We start from the raw sequence: 17,007 nt of genomic DNA, 5'->3' as shown, positions 1-17,007 counted from the left end.
CGTAGATTAGATCTAGCAGATTTTCGCGCCATATGGGCGTTGGTTACGTTAACATTGGCAAATTCAGCCCTATTTGTCCAACCCATAACTCACTTGATATTGAGAAAAATCTCTCCATCCACGCGTGTGTCAGTGCTCGTGAAGTCCCACAAAGTAGGATTTAGAATTGACGAGCAAGGTCGTGAATCGCTCGAAACCTTGTCCGACGGACATTGGGGAATGACACGTACGGCTCGCTCAGGACCAAGCGGGCGTGTGGACACAAGGTCCGGGCCGCCCCCTAGCCATCCTTGGTAGCGCAAACAAATTGTGGACTTGGACGCCACCCAAGCTCCGACTAAAGATCGATCCGTAGACTTGAGACTCGGACGCGAGACGGGGGGACGTATTGGCGAGGAAGTCAGGACAAGGTCGCGACCCGACGATCGTCGACGTCGCGGTCAAGGCCGGCGTTTCGCCGATGACCGTTTCGCGCGTTATCAACGAGCGCCCCGGCGTCGGCCCCGACACCCGCGCGGCGGTCGAGGCGGCGATCAAGGCCTTGGGGTACATGCCCAATGTCGCCGCCCGCAGCCTGGTCAATTCCGTCGAGCTGAGGATCGGGGTGATCTACTCCAACCCCAGCGCCGCCTTCATGAGCGACTTCCTGACCGGCGTCTTCGAGGAGGCCTCGACGCGCGGGGCGCGCCTGACCCTGCTGAAGGGCGAGGATGGCCGCCCGCCCGCCGCCGCGGCGGTGAAGGCCCTGATCGCCTCGGGCATTCGCGGCGCCATCCTGGCTCCGCCGCTGGGCGAGTCGCCCGTCGTGCTGGGCGCGCTGCGCAAGGCCAAGCTGCCGCTGGCGGCGGTCGGCGCCTATAATGTCGAGGGCGCGATCTGCGTGCGGATCGACGATCGCCGCGCCGCCTATGAGATGACCCGCGAGCTGATCGCGCTGGGCCACAAGCGCCTGGGTTTCATCCTCGGCAATCCGGACCAGGCCGCCAGCGCCGAGCGCCTGAGCGGCTTCTACGCGGCCGTGCGCGAGGCCGTCGGGGTGGTGACCGCCATCGCCCAGGGCGATTTCAGCTTCACCTCGGGCCTGGCGGCCGCCGAACAGCTGCTGGACGCGGCCACGCCGCCGACGGCGATCTTCGCCAGCAATGACGACATGGCCGCCGCGGTCGTGTCGGTGGCCCACCGCCGCCATCTGGACGTGCCCGGCGAACTGACCGTGGTCGGCTTCGACGACACCTCGCCGGCGGTCACGGTCTGGCCGCCGCTGACCACGGTGCACCAGCCCGTTCGCCGACTGGCGGCCGAGGCGCTGGGCCTTCTGGCCAGCCAGATCGCTATCGGCGAGCCCTTGGGCGACCGCTCCGACCGCGTGCTGGACCACGAGATCGTCACACGCCTGTCGGCCGCCCGCCTCTAGCGACTTAGCGTCAGGCGTCCCCTCGCCCCTCGTAGCGCCAGAAGGCGAAGTCAGCGGGCGTGGCGCGGCCGGACATGTCCTGGCAGGCCATGCCGACGAAGGCTCCGGTGAAGTTGGGCAGGCCCGGCAGGGACGCCTCGTCCGACAGGATGCTGGCGTCGAGCGCGTTGTTGAGAAGCGTCCAGTTGGGATCAGCGGCGCCGCGCCAGGCCAATTTCAGCTGGCCGAAGTCGACATCGGCGCGCAGCTCGATCGCACCTTCGGGCAACGCGCCCACCACGACCTCGAGCGTGCAGCGGCCCGTGTCGGGACAGGCTGTCATCACCTGAAGGCGGCGCGCGCCGTTCTCGCGGGTGACGTGCAGGTAGTGGAACTTGGTGCTGTTGTAGTAGCAGACCAGCCCCGCGGCCTGCTGGAAGTCGGACGGCTCGAACTCAAGGCGCGTGGTCGCCGTGTAGCGGAAGTGCTCCTGGCGTTGCGCGACGAGCGCCTGCCGGAACGGGCTGCCGAGGGTTTCGCGGCCAAAGAGGCGCAAATGTCCCGGCCGTGCGGTCAGGCTGAAGATCTCGTCTGGATAGGGCGTGCGCAGCCATTGCAGCGGCTCGGGCAGCTCGGCGACATCGAAGCCGCCATCCCAGTTATCCGACGGCCACGGCGCGGGCGCGAGGTTCGGGGCGGGCGGCGTCAGGTCCGGCGCGGCGTCGGCGGTCAGGCTGCGCAGCCAGCCGTCTTCGCACCAGCGCATCGGCTGCAGGGCGGTCTCGCGGCCCAGCACGCAGCGCTGGCTCTCAGGCAAGGGACGGCCGCACAGATAGGCCATCCAGGGCGTACCGTCGGCCAGCTCGACTAGGTCGCCGTGCCCCGCGCGCGCCAGGGGCGCATCGCGGCGACCGCCGGCGGACAGCACGACGGCGTCCGGATGCAGCTCGTAGGGTCCCATCAGGTCGCGCGAGCGGGCCATGACCACCGCGTGCCCCCAGCCCGTGCCGCCCTCGGCGACCAGCAGGTGGTACCAACCGTCGCGCTTGTAGATGTGGGGACCCTCGGTGAAGCCCCGCTCGGTGCCCTGGAAGATCGTCCGCCGCTCGCCGATCAGCGCGCCGGTGGCGCGGTCCAGTTCCTGGATGACGATGCCCGCGAAGCGGGGGCGGTCTGGGCGATGGTCCCACAGCATGTTCAGTAGCCAGCTGCGGCCGTCGTCGTCATGGAACAGCGCCGGATCAAAGCCGCTGCTGTTCAGATAGACCGGATCGGACCACGTCCCGTCGATGCTGTCGCAGGTCACCAGGTAGTTGTGGAAGTCGCGCAGGGTCACGCCCTTGGCGCCGTCCAGGGTCGACTGCCCGAACCGCTTCACGTCGGTGAAGACCAGCCAGAACAGGCCGTCGGCATAGGTCAGGTCCGGCGCCCAGACGCCGCAGGAATCGGGATCGCCGCGCATGTCCAGCTGCGTCGGCCGGTTCAGTGGCCTGGCCGCCAGGCGCCAGTTCACCAGGTCGCGGCTGTGGTGGATCTGGACGCCCGGATACCACTCGAAGGTGGAGGTGGCGATGTAGATGTCCTCGCCGACCCGGACGATCGAGGGATCGGGATTGAAGCCCCGGAGGATGGGGTTTTGGATCAGGGTCATGCCGGTTTACGCACAAGGGTCCAGAGCAAGGCGGCGCCGACCAGGTCGAGCAGGCCAAGAACGGTGAAGAAGGGGCCATAGCCGATCTGGTCGACCAGCTTGCCCAGAGCGAGCGTGAACACCAGCACGCCCAGATTGCCCGCCAGGCCGGCGATGCCGGCGACGGTGGCGACCTCGTTCCGGGCGAAGAGGTCCGAGGCCATGGTGATCACGGTCACCGACAGGGTCTGGTGGGCGAAGCCGCCCAGGCACAGCAGGGCGATGGCGACATAGGGGTTGGCCGCCAGGCCCACCAGGGTCATGCCGGTCATCAGCACCGCGCCCAGCGTGAAAGCACAGCGCCGCGCGTCGATCAGGTTCACGCCGCGTCGCTGCAGGAAGCCGACCAGCCCCGGGCCGAACAGGCAGCCCAGGTCGGCGGCCAGGAACGGCAACCAGGCGAACATGGCGATATGGGCCAGGTCGAACCCTCGCTCGCGCGCCAGATACAGCGGCATCCAGAATGACAGCATGCCCCAGACCGGATCGGCCAGCATGCGTGGCAGGGCGATGCCCCAGACCTCGCGGCGCTTGGCCAGGCTCATGAAGCTTGGACGCTTCCCCTTCGCGGCCAGATGCTGCTCCTGCCCGGCCTCGATATGGGCGCGTTCGTGGGCGCTCAGGCGCGGATGCTTGTCGGGCGAGCGGTACCAGGCCAGCCACGCCACGGTCCATACCAGGCCCAGGATCCCGGCGGCGACGAAGGCCAGGCGCCAGCTGTGGGTGGCGACGGCCCAGGCAACCAGCAGCGGCGCGAACACCGCGCCGAACGAGGCGCCGATATTGTAGATGCCGCTGGCCAAGCCCCGCTCGCGAGCGGGAAACCACTCGGCCGTCAGCTTCTGTCCGGCCGGCTGAGCCGAGCCCTCCGCCAGGCCCAAGGCGAAGCGCAGTCCAGCGAACGGCGCCCAACCCTGAGCGGCGACGTGCGCGATGGTGATCAGCGACCACACCGCCACGCAGACCGTGAAGCCCAGCCGCAGCCCGACGCCATCGAGGAAATAGCCGACGAACGGCTGCAGCATGACGCCCAGCTGAAAGGCGCTGGTGATCCACGAGTACTGCTCGCTCGAGATCGACTGCTCGCTGAGGATCATCGGCGCGGACACGCCCAGCACCGAGCGCGCCAGATAGTTCAGGACCATCGCCAGGACGAACAGTCCGATGATGGTCCATCGCACGACGGGGAATCTGGGTTTGTCCCCATTCTCGGGTTTGACGCTACTGATCAACTCGTCCGCCCCAATTGCGATAACGTTATCATCACCCGCTATCGGGCGCAGAACATCACGCTTTTCGCGATTTTTCGCCGAAACAGCCCGCAAAGGCCGCGCTTCATCTACGGGTTAGCGAAGGCCAACGATCATTTCAACGTTATTATGTCGGAGTATTGACTTGCTGTAACAGCGAACATACCAAGTTTTACGATAACGCTACCATCTGACGGCAATCGCCTGGTGGCCAAGCGTCAAACGCGCCGATCAACGGCGCTCAGGGAGGGATGGAAATGTTCTCACACAGCACCGACTCGTCGAATCCGCGCGCCAAGCGGGGTGATCTAGTCCGGCAAATGAAACGCGATGCGCTCGGCTCGGCCGGCGCGGCCGCACTGCTGGCGACCCTGATCGCCTGTCCTGCCCTGGCGCAAACCGCCGCGCCGGCCGAACCGGCGGACACCACGGTCACCGAGATCGTCGTCACCGGCACCCGCATCCAGACCACTGGCTTCACCGCCCCGACGCCGACCTCGGTGATCGGCGAGGAGCAGATCCAGAACAACGCTCAGCCGAACGTCTTCGCCACCATCGTCCAGCTGCCGTCGCTGCAGGGCTCGAGCGGCTCGGCGACCAACACCTTCAGCACGTCGAGCGGCCAGCAGGGCCTGTCGTCGTTCTCGCTGCGGGGCCTGGGCACCATCCGCACCCTGACCCTGCTGGACGGCCAGCGCGTGGTCGGCGCCTACTACACCGGCGTCACCGACGTCAGCCTGTTCCCGCAGCTGCTGATCCAGCGCGTCGACGTCGTCAACGGCGGCGCCTCGGCCTCGTACGGCTCGGACGCCGTCGGCGGCGTGGTCAACTTCATCACCGACACCCGCTTCCAGGGCCTGAAGGGCAACGTCCAGGCCGGCATCTCGAAGTACAATGACAACGAGCAGGGCCTGGTGCAGCTGGCCGGCGGCCGCAGCTTCGCCGGTGATCGCATGCACGTTGTCGGCAGCGTCGAGTGGGCCAAGGAAAACGGCGTCGGCCCGGGCGACTTCGGCCTGGACCTGGCCGGTGACCGCCACTGGTTCACCCAGACGACGATGATCAATCGCAACGTCACGAACGACGGTTCGCCGCAGTACCTGATGCGCGACAACGCCCAGCCCTACGCCTACACCAAGTACGGCCTGATCACGGCCGGTCCGCTGCAAGGCATCGCCTTCGACCAGGCCGGCAATCCGTTCCAGTTCCAGTACGGCTCGGGCGGCGTGCCGTCCAAGACCGCCGGCGGCGCGGTCAATGGCTGTCTGCCGGGCTTCTGCATTGGCGGCGACCTGTCGGGTAACGTGGACAGCGGCCGCACGCTGCAGTCGAAGATCGAGCGCAAGGTGGCCTACGGCCGCATCGGCTACGACTTCGCCGAAGGCAACGAGGCCTACGTCTCGTTCAATCTGGGCCAGGTCAAGACCAGCAACCAGCCCGTCAACGGCATGAACCGCACCGGCCTGACGCTGCAGTGCGCCAACCCCTACCTGCCGACCTCGGTGCGCGACGCCTGCGCCACCGCCGGCATCACCAGCTTCCAATACGGCGTCAGCAACGCGGTCCTGCCCAACACCAAGGTCCACACCGATCGCCGCCAATACCGCGTCGTCGCCGGCCTGAAGGGCAAGTTCGACGCGCTCGGGTCGAACTGGTCCTATGACGCCTACTACCAGCACGGCGAAAACAAGACCGCCATCGACGTCGACCACATCATCCTGACGCCGCGCTTCAACCAGGCGATCCAGGCCATCACGCTGAACGGCGCGATCGTCTGCGCCGATCCGGTGGCGCGCGCCGCCGGCTGCCAGCCGCTGAACATCTTCGGCGGCAAGCCCCCCTCGGCCTCGGCCCTGGAATATGTCCAGCCGGAAGCTGGTCCGTTCCAGCGTCTGCGCATGAAGCAGGACGTGGCCAGCCTGAACTTCTCGGGCGCGCCGATCGATCTGTGGGCCGGTCCGCTGTCGGTGGCCTTCGGCGCCGAATATCGCCGGGAATACTACACCGTCCGCGCCGATCCGTACGGCGCTGGCATCGCCGATCGCAGCCCGAACACCGGCTCGTATCCGGCCGATCCGCTGATGTCGAACCTCGGCAACAACTGGCACGCGGGCAACTACAAGAACGGCGACGGCGTCTACAACGTCAAGGAAGCCTTCCTGGAAATCGACCTGCCGCTGTTCGACAACGACAAGGTCGGCCGCGCCAACTTCAACGCCGCCGCGCGCGTGACCGACTACAGCACCTCGGGCACGATCTGGACCTGGAAGGCCGGCGGCACCTGGGACACGCCCTTCGATGGCCTGCGCTTCCGGGGCGTGACCTCGCGAGACGTCCGCGCCCCCAACCTGTCGGAACTGTTCGCCGCGCCGGTCACCACGACCCTGCCGAACTTCTTCGACCCGGCCAACAACCGCAACGTGGTGGCGATCCAGAACGCCGTCGGCAACCCGAACCTGACGCCGGAAATCGCCCGCAACACCCAGGTCGGCGTGGTCCTGGCCAACCCGTCCTGGCTGCCGGGCTTCAGCGCTTCGTTCGACTACTACAAGATCAAGGTCGACGACGTCGTCTCCAGCCTGGGCGCGGCCCAGATCGTCGACTACTGCTTCCGCAACATCCTGCCGCAGACCTGCGGCTCGTATAACCTCAACAACAGCAGCGGCCCGAACTACATCAACGTCCAGTCCTTCAACCTGGCGTCGATCAAGACCAGCGGCTTCGACATCGAGGCCAGCTATCGTTGGCGTGAACCCTTGGGCCTGCCGGGCGCCTTCACCCTGCGCGCCCTGGCCACCCACATCCGCGAGTTCTGGACCGACACCGGCCTGCCCGGCACGATCCCGGTCGACTCCGCGGGCGTGAACCAGGGCAACACGCCCAACTGGAAGTGGCTGGCCATCCAGAGCTACGAGACCGACCGCTTCTCGGTCACGCTGCAGGAGCGCTGGTTCACCGACGGCAACTACGGCAACCAGTATGTCGTCTGCGCCGCCGGCTCGTGCCCGGTCTCGACGGTCAACAACCCGACCATCGACAAGAACTTCATGCCCGGCGCGTTCTACATGGACGTCGGCGGCACCTATAAGATCCGTGACGACGTGACCGCCTACTTCAAGGTCGACAACCTATTCGACCGCGATCCGGCCAAGTCGCCGAACTACGCCAACCCGGCCCTCTACGACATCATCGGCCGGATGTACCGCGCGGGCGTTCGCTTCCGCTTCTAGCGCCAGCGTTTAACCCGAAGGCGAAGGTCGCCGCCGATATCGTCCCCACCCCCGGGGCGATGTCGGCGGCGATTTTGTTATGGAGCCCCGTCGCGGAAGCCTCGCGGCGAGATCCCCGCGTGCTTGGTGAAGACGCGCGTGAAATAGGCCGGATCGTCGAAGCCCAGATAGTAGGCGATCTCGGCCACCGTCATGTTCGAGTAGAGCAAGGCCCGTCGGGCCTCGAGCATCTTGCGGTCCTGCACCAGGCTGAGCGGCGAGGCCGAGGCGACGCTTCGACAGGCCGCGCCCAGGGTCCAGACCGAGACGCCCAGGTCGGAGGCATAGGCCTCCAGCGCACGGTTGGTGCGGTAGCCGGCCTCGACCCGCTCGCGGAACCGCGCCACCAGGGCGGCATGGGTGTTGGGTCGCGCGGTGTCCGGCGCATCGACGTGGGCGCGCAGACGCAGCACGTCCACCAGGATGGTCAGCAGATGCGCCTCGACCGCCGCCCCGTGACCCGGCGCGGCCCAGGTCAGCTCCTTGGCCAGTCGCTCCAGGCTTTGGACCGCGCCGTGATCGGCGCTCAGCGCCAGCGCGACAGCCTGCTGGAAGACGGCCTCGAAGGCCGGCTCGCGCCCGACCAGCTCGCGCAGATAGCTGTCGGCGATGGTCAGCACCGAACCCTTGGTCTCGGCCTCGAAGACGAAACCATGCACCACGCGCGCCGGGGCGATCAGCAGGCAGGGGGCGACGAATTCCACCGCCTTGCCGTCCGCCGACATGCGGCCGCCGCCCTGGGCGATATGGAAGACGTGGTTGAGGTCGGCGTGGGCGTGCGGCCGGATGTTCCAGTCATTGGGTCGCGAGCGATCGTCCAAGGCCTCCAGATGCAGGAACTTGCCCTCGGCCACGCGAGGCGGCTCGCCGAACAGGAAAAAGCTGGGAATTTTGGACTGTGCGGCCACAAGCGCGCCCTCCCGACGCGACAGAAGCGTCTCACCCCACCCACGAAAAGTCCAACTATTCCCCCGACACATCCATCGCCACCGCCCCGGCGAGGACTAGTCTCTCCCCAAGATCGCGGACACTGCGGCGGGAGGACCCATGCGCACTCAGATCGCCATCATCGGCGCGGGCCCGGCGGGCATGTTCCTGGCGCACCTGCTGGCCGCCGCCGGCATCGACGCCGTGGTGCTGGAACGCCGCGACCGGGCCTATGTCGAGGGCCGCGTGCGCGCCGGCGTGCTGGAGCAGATCACCGTCGACCTGATGGACCGCCTGGGCCTGGGCCAGCGGATGCGCCGCGAGGGCCTGGTGCACGGCGGCACCAACCTGGCCGCCGACGGCGAGCTGTTCCGGGTCGACATGGCCGAGTTGACCGGCGGCTCCACCGTGATGGTCTACGGCCAGCAGGAGGTGATGAAGGACCTGTTCGACGCGGCGCAGCCGCGCGGGCTGTCGATCGTCTTCGACGCCGACGAGGTGGCCCTGCACGACATCGACACCGACTCGCCCAGCGTGACCTTCCGCCAGGACGGCGTCGAGCGCCGGCTCGACTGCGACTTCGTCATCGGTTGCGACGGCTATCATGGCGTCAGCCGCGCGGCGATCCCGGAGGGCGTGCTCAAGACCTTCGAGCGGGTCTATCCGTTCGGCTGGCTGGGCATCCTGGCCGACGTGCCGCCCTGCGATCACGAGCTGATCTATTCCAACCACGAGCGCGGCTTTGCCTTGGCTTCGATGCGCTCGCCCACCCGCAGCCGCTATTACATCCAGTGCGCCCTGGACGAGCGGATCGAGGACTGGAGCGACGACCGCTTCTGGGACGAGCTGTGCCTGCGCCTGGGCGACGAGGCCGCCAGCCGCGTGACCCGTGGCCCGTCGTTCGAGAAGTCGATCGCCCCGCTGCGCAGCTTCGTCACCGAGCCCATGCGCCACGGCCGCCTGTTCCTGGCCGGCGACGCGGCGCACATCGTGCCGCCCACCGGCGCCAAGGGCATGAACCTGGCGGTCTCAGACGTGATCATGCTGTCGGAGGCGCTGACCGAATACTACGGCGAGCGCTCCAGCGCCGGCATCGACGGCTACTCGGCCCGCGCCTTGGCGAGGGTCTGGAAGGCCGAGCGCTTCTCGTGGTGGTTCACCAGCCTGACCCACCGCTTCCCCGACCGCGACGGCTTCGACCGCAAGATGCAGGTGGCCGAGCTAGCCTACATCCGCGGCTCCCGCGCCGCCCAGGTCACCCTCGCCGAGAACTATGTCGGCCTCCCGCTGGTCTAGGAGCATTCCGTGAAGAGCAAGATCTACGAAAGCGCCGCAGCCGCGCTGGAGGGCGTCGCCTTTGACGGCATGACCCTGATGTCCGGCGGCTTTGGCCTGTCGGGCAATCCCGAGACCCTGATCCCGGCCCTGAAGGAGACCGGCGTGAAGGGCCTGACCGTGATCAGCAACAACTGCGGGGCCGACGGCTTCGGGCTGTGGATGCTGCTCAACAACGGCCAGATCAAGAAAATGATCTCGTCCTATGTGGGCGAGAACAAGCTGTTCGAGCAGCTCTATCTGTCGGGCGAACTGGAGCTGGAGCTGAACCCGCAGGGCACCCTGGCCGAGCGCATCCGGGCCGGCGGCGCGGGCATCCCGGCCTTCTACACCAAGACTGGCGTCGGCACCGTGGTGGCCGAGGGCAAGCCGGTCGAGACCTTCGAAGGCGAGCCCTACGTGCGCGAGACCTGGCTGCGCGCCGACCTGGCCATCGTGAAGGCCTGGAAGGCCGACCCGGAGGGCAACCTGATGTTCCGAATGACGGCCCGCAACTTCAACCCGGTGATGGCCACGGCCGGCAAGGTCACCATCGTCGAGGTCGAGGAGATCGTCGAAGCCGGCGCGCTGGACGCCAATAGCATCCACACGCCGGGCATCTATGTGGACCGCATCATCCGCTCGACGATCAACGAGAAGCGCATCGAGAAGCTCACGACCCGCCCAAGGGAGACTGTCTGATGGCCTGGACCCGCGACGAGATGGCGGCCCGCGCCGCCCGCGAGCTTAAGGACGGCTTCTACGTCAACCTCGGCATCGGCATCCCGACCCTGGTGGCCAACCACATTCCGGACGGCGTGTGCGTCACCCTGCAATCCGAGAACGGCATGCTGGGCATGGGCCCCTTCCCCTACGAGGGCGAGGCCGATCCGGACCTGATCAATGCGGGCAAGCAGACGATCACCAAGCTGCCGACGTCCAGCTTCTTCGACAGCGCCCAAAGCTTCGCCATGATCCGCGGCGGCCACATCGACCTGACGGTGCTGGGCGCGATGGAGGTGGCCCAGAACGGCGACATCGCCAACTGGACCATCCCCGGCAAGATGGTGAAGGGCATGGGCGGCGCCATGGACCTGGTGGCCGGCGTCAAGCGCGTCATCGTGGTCATGGATCACGCCAACAAGGCCGGCCAGAGCAAGGTCTTGAAGCGCTGCGCCCTGCCCCTGACCGGCGCGGCCTGCGTCGACATGGTGATCACCGATCTCTGCGTCTTTGATCTCGACCGGAAGGGTGGCGGCCTGACGCTGGTCGAGCTGGCGCCCGGCGTCACGCTGGACGAGATCAAGGCCAAGACCGAAGCCGACTTCGACGCGGGGGCCTTCGCATGAGCGTCGCCTATCTCTGTGACGGGATCCGCACGCCGTTCGGCCGCTACGGTGGTGCGTTGTCGAAAGTCCGGGCGGACGACCTGGCCGCTATCCCGCTGAAGGCCCTGGCGGCGCGCAACGCCGGCCTCGATCTCGAAGCGATCGACGAGGTGGTGCTGGGCTGCGCCAATCAGGCCGGCGAGGACAACCGCAATGTCGCCCGCATGGCCCTGCTGCTGGCCGGCTATCCGGTGAGCGTGCCAGGCGTCACGGTCAACCGCCTGTGCGCCTCGGGCCTGGAGGCCGTCGGCTACGCCGCCCGCGCCATCTTGTCGGGCCACAACGACCTCATCATCGCGGGCGGCGTCGAGAGCATGAGCCGCGCGCCGTTCGTGATGGGCAAGGCCGACAGCGCTTTTTCCCGCAACGCCGAGATCTTCGACACCACGATCGGCTGGCGGTTCGTGAACCCCGCCATGCGCAAGGCCTACGGCGTCGACTCCATGCCGGAGACCGCCGAGACCGTCGCCGCCGACTATGGCGTCAATCGCACGGACCAGGACGCCTTCGCTCTGCGCAGCCAGCAGCGGGCGGCCGCCGCCCAGGCCAGCGGCTTCCTGGCCGGCGAGATCACCCCGGTCGAGATCCCCGGCAAGGCCGGCCCAACGATCGTCGACCGCGACGAGCACCCGCGCGAGACCACGCTCGAGGCCCTTGCCAAGCTGAAGTCCGTCGTACGCGAGGGCGGCACAGTGACAGCCGGCAACGCCTCGGGCGTCAATGACGGCGCGGTGGCCCTGATGGTCGCCTCCGAGGATGCTGTGAAGCGCCACGGCCTGACGCCACGCGCTCGCATCACCGGCTACGCTACCGCCGGCGTCGCGCCGCGCGTGATGGGCATCGGCCCCGTCCCGGCGGTGCAGAAGCTTCTCGCCAAGACCGGCCTCTCGATTGGCGACTTCGACACCGTCGAACTGAACGAAGCCTTCGCCGCCCAAGGCCTCGCCGTCCTGCGCCAGCTTGGCCTGCCCGACGACGGCGCCCACATGAACCCGAACGGCGGCGCGATCGCCCTGGGCCATCCGCTCGGCGCATCCGGCGCGCGACTGGTGCTCACCGCCCTGCGGCAGCTGGAAGCAACTGGCGGCCAGCGCGGTCTCGCCACCCTCTGCATCGGCGTCGGCCAGGGCGCCGCCCTCGCCTTCGAGCGGGTCTAGGAGAACCTCATGAGCCTGATCCTGCCCTATGCCCGAGAGGACGCCGGCCAACCGCCGTCGCTCTGCCCGTCCTACGGCTCCACCGTCGCCCGCTCGCCGCGCCAGCCGCTGGTCAAGATCCCCCACACTCTGACCGAGACCACCGGTCCGGCCGGCGGCTGGGACAAGCTGATGGGCGCGTCGCTGGCCGACCTGACCACCCAGCATAAAGGCGCGCCGCAGGGCCAGCGGATCGTCGTTTCCGGCCGCGTGCTGGACGAGAACGGCCGCCCCGTCCCCAACACCGTGATGGAAATCTGGCAGGCCAACGCCGCCGGTCGCTACATCCACTCCAAGGACCAGTGGGACGCGCCGCACGATCCCAACTTCACCGGCGCGGGTCGGGTGATCACCGACGCCGAGGGCCGCTACCAGTACGTGACCGTACGTCCCGGGGCCTATCCATGGGGCAACCACCACAACGCCTGGCGGCCGTCGCACATCCACCTGTCGCTGCTGGGCCCAGCCTTCGCCACCCGCCTGGTCACCCAGATGTACTTCCCCGACGATCCGCTGATCGAGATCGACCCGATCGCCAACGCCGTGCCCCTGCCCTACCGCCAGCGGATGGTCTCCCGGTTTGACATCGAGACCACCCGGCCGAACTGGGCGCTGGGCTACCTATTCGACGTGGTGCTGCGCGGACGCGACGAGACGCCGTTCGAGGACGATCATCATGACTAATCCGGCTCCGCGCCTCGACAACCAGGACCCGGCCCTGTTCGGCCAGACCCCGTCCCAGACCGTCGGCCCGTTCTTCCACTACGGCCTGCCCTGGAAGGGCGGCGCGGACCTCGTCGGCCAGTCCGACATGGGCGCGCGGCCCGAACTCTTTCCTGATGAGCACTACGTCCTGAACCTGGCCCCGCCCAAGGGCGCGGTCAGCGGCGAGGTGGTCATCCTGGAAGGCGTGGTCACCGACGCCGACGGCAAGCCCGTGCCGGACGCCATGATCGAGATCTGGCAGGCCAACGCCGCCGGCCAATATGCCAGCCCCGACGACGGCTTCATCGGCTTCGGCCGCGCCTCGACCAGCGACGAAGGCCTGTATCGCTTCAAGACCATCCTTCCCGGTCCGGTCCCTGGCCCCGGAAACAGCCAGCAGGCGCCGCACATCGCCGTCAGCGTCTTCGGGCGCGGCGTGATCAAGCGCCTGGCCACCCGCGTCTATTTCGACGGCGCGCCGCAGAACGCCGCCGACCCGATCCTGGCCCTGGTTCCGCCTGAACGCCGCGACACCCTGATCGCCCGCCAGCAGGACGGCGCCTGGCGCTTCGACATCGTCTTGCAAGGCGAGCGCGAAACCGTCTTTTTCGACATCTGACGAAGACGGAGTCGCCCTTGCCTTCCCTGATCCGCGACCGCTCGGCGTCTTCCGCCGCCATGCTTGCCGTCTTCGGCGACGAGGCCCTGCTGGACGCGGCCCTGCGCTTTGAGTCCTCCCTGGCTCAGGCGCAGGCGGACGTCGGGGTGATCGACCAGGCCAGCGCCGCTTGCATCGCCGCCGCCTGCGTCGAACGCCCCGACGTCGACCTTCTGGCCGAGGCGGCCGCCCATGCCGGAACCCTGGCGATCCCGCTGGTCGAGATCATCCGTAAGCGGATCAATGATCCGGTGATCGCCAAACTCGTCCACAAGGGCGCGACAAGCCAGGACCTGGCCGACACCGCCCTGATGTTGCAGGCAAGGGCCGGCGCGGCGCTGGTCGTCGAGGAGGCTGTGCGCCTGACCGATGCGCTGGCTGCTCTGGCCGAAGCGCACGCGACCACGCCGATGCTGGGCCGCACCCTGCTGCAAGGCGCCCTGCCCATCACCTTCGGCCTCAAGGCCGCCGGCTGGCTGCAAGGCGTCGCCGGCGCCCTGGCCCGCTTCGAGCGCGAGACCACCGCCATTCAGCTGCAACTGGGCGGCGCGACGGGTTCGCTGGCCGGACTGGATGGCCAGGCGCATGCGGTTCTCGCGAGCCTGTCCGTCCTCCTCGACCTGCCGCCCGCCACGACACCCTGGCACTCACGCCGCGAAGGCCTCGCCGGCCTGGCCTCCAGCCTCGCCATCTTGACCGGCGCGGTCGGCAAGATTGCCGGCGACATCGCCCTGCTGGCCCAAGGCGAGGTCGCCGAGGCCTTCGAACCCCGCGTCGAAGGCCGGGGCGGCTCTTCCGCCATGGCCCACAAACGCAACCCGACCAGCTGCCAGGTCGCCCTCTCCGCTGCGATCCGCGCTCCGCACCTGGCTGCGACGATCACCGCCGCTCTGCCCCAGCAGCACGAGCGCGGCCTGGGCGGCTGGCAGGCCGAGGCGCCGGTGCTGGCCGATCTGTTCCAGCTGACCCACGGGGCCCTGGCCGCCATGGCCCCAGCAGTCGAAGGCCTGGAAGTCGACACCGACCGCATGGCCGCCAACCTTGCGGCCGCCCAGGTCGGCGCCGATATCGGCGAGTCCGAAGCGCTGACCCAGCGCGCCCTCGCCGCCTACCGAAAGTACCGCTGATGCCCTTCGCGACCTCGCACGGCGCTCGGATCTACTGGCGCGCGGACGGCGCGGCCGACAAGCCGGCGCTGGTGCTGCTGACCTCGATCGGCACGGACCTGTCGCTGTACGACCCGGTCGTGCCGCTGCTGACGCCGGACTTCCGCGTGCTGCGGATGGACACCCGTGGCCACGGCGCTTCGGATGCGCCAGCGGGCGACTACAGCCTGGACCTGCTGGCCGACGACGTGCTGGCGGTGATGGACGCGGCGGGCGCCCGGACGGCCAGCATCGCCGGCACCTCGCTGGGCGGCATGATCGCCATGGCCCTCGCCCCGAAGGCGCCCGAGCGCGTCACCGCCCTGATCCTGGCCTGCACCTCGCCAGCCATGGATCCCTCGACCTGGGACCAGCGCCTTGCCCTGATCCGCCGCGAAGGCATGGCGCCGCTGGTCGCGCCGGTGATGGGCCGGTTCTTCTCGGAAGGCTTCCGCGCCCAGCATCCCGAGGTCGTCGAGACCGTGAGCGCCGGCATGCTGGCCCAAAGCCCCGACGGCTATTGCGGCTGCGGCGCGGCGATCCGCGACATGGCGCTGCTGGAGGGGCTACCCGCCATTACCGCCCCGACCCTGGTGCTGACCGGCGCCAAGGACGCCGCCACGCCATTCGAAGGCCATGCCGAGCGCATCGTCGCAGCCGTACCCGGCGCCCGCCATCTGGAGATCGACGGCGCTCACCTGCCCAGCCTGGAAGCCCCAACCGCCTTCGCCGGCGCCGTGCGCGGCTTCCTCGCCGAGTTGCTGAGCGGGACCGCCGTCCGGGAGGCCAAGGACTCCCTGTTCGAGGCCGGGCTGAAGACCCGCCGCAAGGTCCTGGGCGACGCCTGGGTCGACAAATCCCTGGCCAAACGCACGGCCTTCACCGCCGACTACCAGGCGATGATCACCCGCTACGCCTGGAACGAAGTCTGGGGCCGGCCGGGCCTGGACCACCGCACACGGCGCCTGCTGGTGCTGGCCATCTGCGCCAGCCTGGCCCGCTGGGAGGAATTCCGCCTGCACGTGAAGGCCGGCCTGGAGCAAGGCGGCTTCACGGTCGACGAGTTGAAGGAGGTGCTGATGCAGACGGCGATCTACGCGGGCGTGCCCGCCGCCAACACCGCCTTCACCGAGGCCTCCGAAGTCATGGCGGAACTGGGCGAGACGCCCTAGTTCACGCCTTTGCTTTCAATGTGCCAGCCGGGACGCGCGCAGAGCGCGCAGTCCTTGCCGGCGAACATCGCCCGCCCGGCCTTGTCGCCCTTCAGCTGCCAGTTCAGCCAAGCCACGGCGACCTCGCCGAACGAACCGCCGCGCGGCTGGCCGTAGGTGCCGCCATGGCCGACGCCGTCCTCATAGGCGCGCACGACCGGGATGTGGGTAATCCGCGCATAGTCGTCATTGGCGTTGGCGAAGGCGATGTCGGTGGCGTCGCCGCTGACATAGATCGCCGGACCGTGCAGGGCCTTCAGGCTTTCCTTGGTCACGTTGGCGCCAGGCAGGCCGCCGGTCCCCGTGCCCAGCACGCCGCTGTTCCAGACCCCGGTGGTGGTGACGCGCGGATCGGCCGACGCCTCGATCGCCTGCAAGCCGCCGCAGGACATGCCCATCACCGCGATCTTCTTGACGTCTAGCCGCCCGTTGTAGCGGCTGGCCGGCCGCGCGTTCTCGGCGACCGCCCAGTCGATGGCGTCGATCAGCTGCGACGAGGTGGTCTTGGGCGGGGCGTTCATGTCCGGCCGAGGCGGCGGGCCGGCGTTCGGCGGCTTGGGGCCGACGATCGGGCCGATGGCGACCACCAGATAGCCGTGGCCGGCGATCTCGGTCAGGAACTTGGCGAAGGCGTCGCCCTCGTTGGCGCAGGCGCCGTTGGCCCAGGCCAGGATCGGCAGCTTCGCCTTGCCCACGGCGGCCATGTCCTCGGGCCGGTAGACCGTGTGGGTCGGCAGGCCAGGATCGCTTTCCATCACCGCCTTGTAGGGCGGCGGCGCGGGCTCGGCCGCCAGGGCTGGACCTGCCACGAAAGCGCTCAACAGCACGGCCAGCAGAGGGATCTTCATCGAATGCTCCTTG

General features: G+C 68.3%; 14 protein-coding genes. 10 read left to right on the top strand and 4 right to left on the bottom strand.

All coding sequences use genetic code 11. The features are described from left to right. Window positions 1-388 precede the first annotated feature (388 nt). Window positions 389-1,414, top strand: coding sequence for a substrate-binding domain-containing protein (locus tag J7528_RS11020; RefSeq protein WP_291873983.1), 1,026 nt, complete (start codon window positions 389-391; stop codon window positions 1,412-1,414). A gap of 10 nt (window positions 1,415-1,424) precedes the next feature. Here J7528_RS11020 and J7528_RS11015 read toward each other — a convergent pair whose 3' ends face one another. Together J7528_RS11015 and J7528_RS11010 are read right to left on the bottom strand one after the other, a co-directional pair. After that, a complete protein-coding gene (locus J7528_RS11015; protein ID WP_291873981.1) occupies window positions 1,425-3,044 on the bottom strand; it encodes a glycoside hydrolase family 43 protein in 1,620 nt (539 codons plus the stop codon). Then, window positions 3,041-4,228, bottom strand: a complete 1,188-nt coding sequence (locus J7528_RS11010; protein WP_291874431.1) for an MFS transporter — start codon at window positions 4,226-4,228, stop codon at window positions 3,041-3,043. Before J7528_RS11010 ends, J7528_RS11015 begins: the two co-directional genes overlap by 4 nt. 425 nt (window positions 4,229-4,653) lie before the next feature. Here J7528_RS11010 and J7528_RS11005 point away from each other — a divergent pair, with 425 nt between their 5' ends. Beyond that, on the top strand, window positions 4,654-7,563 hold the full coding sequence (locus J7528_RS11005; protein ID WP_291873979.1) for a TonB-dependent receptor: 2,910 nt from the start codon (window positions 4,654-4,656) through the stop codon (window positions 7,561-7,563). 77 nt (window positions 7,564-7,640) lie between these two features. Here the strand turns inward: J7528_RS11005 and J7528_RS11000 are convergent, their stop codons facing one another. Next, complete coding sequence (locus J7528_RS11000; protein ID WP_291873977.1) at window positions 7,641-8,510, bottom strand: helix-turn-helix domain-containing protein; 870 nt, start codon at window positions 8,508-8,510, stop codon at window positions 7,641-7,643. A gap of 139 nt (window positions 8,511-8,649) precedes the next feature. On the opposite strand from J7528_RS11000, the gene pobA reads away from it, so the two are divergent. Genes pobA through pcaD form a run of 8 tightly spaced genes read left to right on the top strand, consistent with a single transcriptional unit; the run spans window position 8,650 to window position 16,107 of the window. Further along, complete coding sequence (gene pobA, locus J7528_RS10995; protein WP_291873975.1) at window positions 8,650-9,825, top strand: 4-hydroxybenzoate 3-monooxygenase; 1,176 nt, start codon at window positions 8,650-8,652, stop codon at window positions 9,823-9,825. Window positions 9,826-9,834: 9 nt separating this feature from the next. Further along, entirely contained in the window at window positions 9,835-10,545 is a 711-nt protein-coding gene (locus tag J7528_RS10990; RefSeq protein ID WP_291873973.1) for a CoA transferase subunit A, read from the top strand. Further along, window positions 10,545-11,192 (top strand): CoA transferase subunit B, encoded by a 648-nt coding sequence (locus J7528_RS10985; RefSeq protein ID WP_291873972.1) that lies wholly within the window; start codon window positions 10,545-10,547, stop codon window positions 11,190-11,192. Before J7528_RS10990 ends, J7528_RS10985 begins: the two co-directional genes overlap by 1 nt. Further along, window positions 11,189-12,388 (top strand): 3-oxoadipyl-CoA thiolase, encoded by a 1,200-nt coding sequence (gene pcaF, locus J7528_RS10980; RefSeq protein WP_291873970.1) that lies wholly within the window; start codon window positions 11,189-11,191, stop codon window positions 12,386-12,388. Before J7528_RS10985 ends, pcaF begins: the two co-directional genes overlap by 4 nt. 15 nt (window positions 12,389-12,403) lie before the next feature. After that, window positions 12,404-13,111 (top strand): protocatechuate 3,4-dioxygenase subunit beta, encoded by a 708-nt coding sequence (gene pcaH / locus J7528_RS10975; protein WP_291874429.1) that lies wholly within the window; start codon window positions 12,404-12,406, stop codon window positions 13,109-13,111. Next, window positions 13,104-13,751, top strand: coding sequence for a protocatechuate 3,4-dioxygenase subunit alpha (pcaG, locus tag J7528_RS10970; RefSeq protein ID WP_291873968.1), 648 nt, complete (start codon window positions 13,104-13,106; stop codon window positions 13,749-13,751). The genes pcaH and pcaG overlap by 8 nt, the downstream gene beginning before the upstream one ends. Window positions 13,752-13,768: 17 nt before the next feature. After that, window positions 13,769-14,917, top strand: a complete 1,149-nt coding sequence (pcaB, locus tag J7528_RS10965) for a 3-carboxy-cis,cis-muconate cycloisomerase (protein ID WP_291873966.1) — start codon at window positions 13,769-13,771, stop codon at window positions 14,915-14,917. Next, window positions 14,917-16,107: a 3-oxoadipate enol-lactonase gene (pcaD, locus tag J7528_RS10960; protein WP_291873965.1), complete on the top strand. Its 1,191-nt coding sequence runs from the start codon at window positions 14,917-14,919 to the stop codon at window positions 16,105-16,107. The genes pcaB and pcaD overlap by 1 nt, the downstream gene beginning before the upstream one ends. On the opposite strand, the gene J7528_RS10955 is transcribed toward pcaD, so the two are convergent. Beyond that, the gene (locus tag J7528_RS10955) at window positions 16,104-16,994 is read right to left on the bottom strand and encodes an alpha/beta hydrolase (protein ID WP_291873963.1); all 891 of its coding nucleotides are present in this window, start codon (window positions 16,992-16,994) and stop codon (window positions 16,104-16,106) included. The two genes, pcaD and J7528_RS10955, sit on opposite strands and share 4 nt — an antisense overlap. Window positions 16,995-17,007 lie beyond the last annotated feature (13 nt).

The organism is Caulobacter sp. (assembly GCF_017744445.1).
Taxonomy (GTDB): Bacteria; Pseudomonadota; Alphaproteobacteria; order Caulobacterales; family Caulobacteraceae; genus Caulobacter.
The sequence above is the reverse complement of the archived record's forward strand: the minus strand, read 5'-3'. Positions and strand labels throughout refer to the sequence as shown.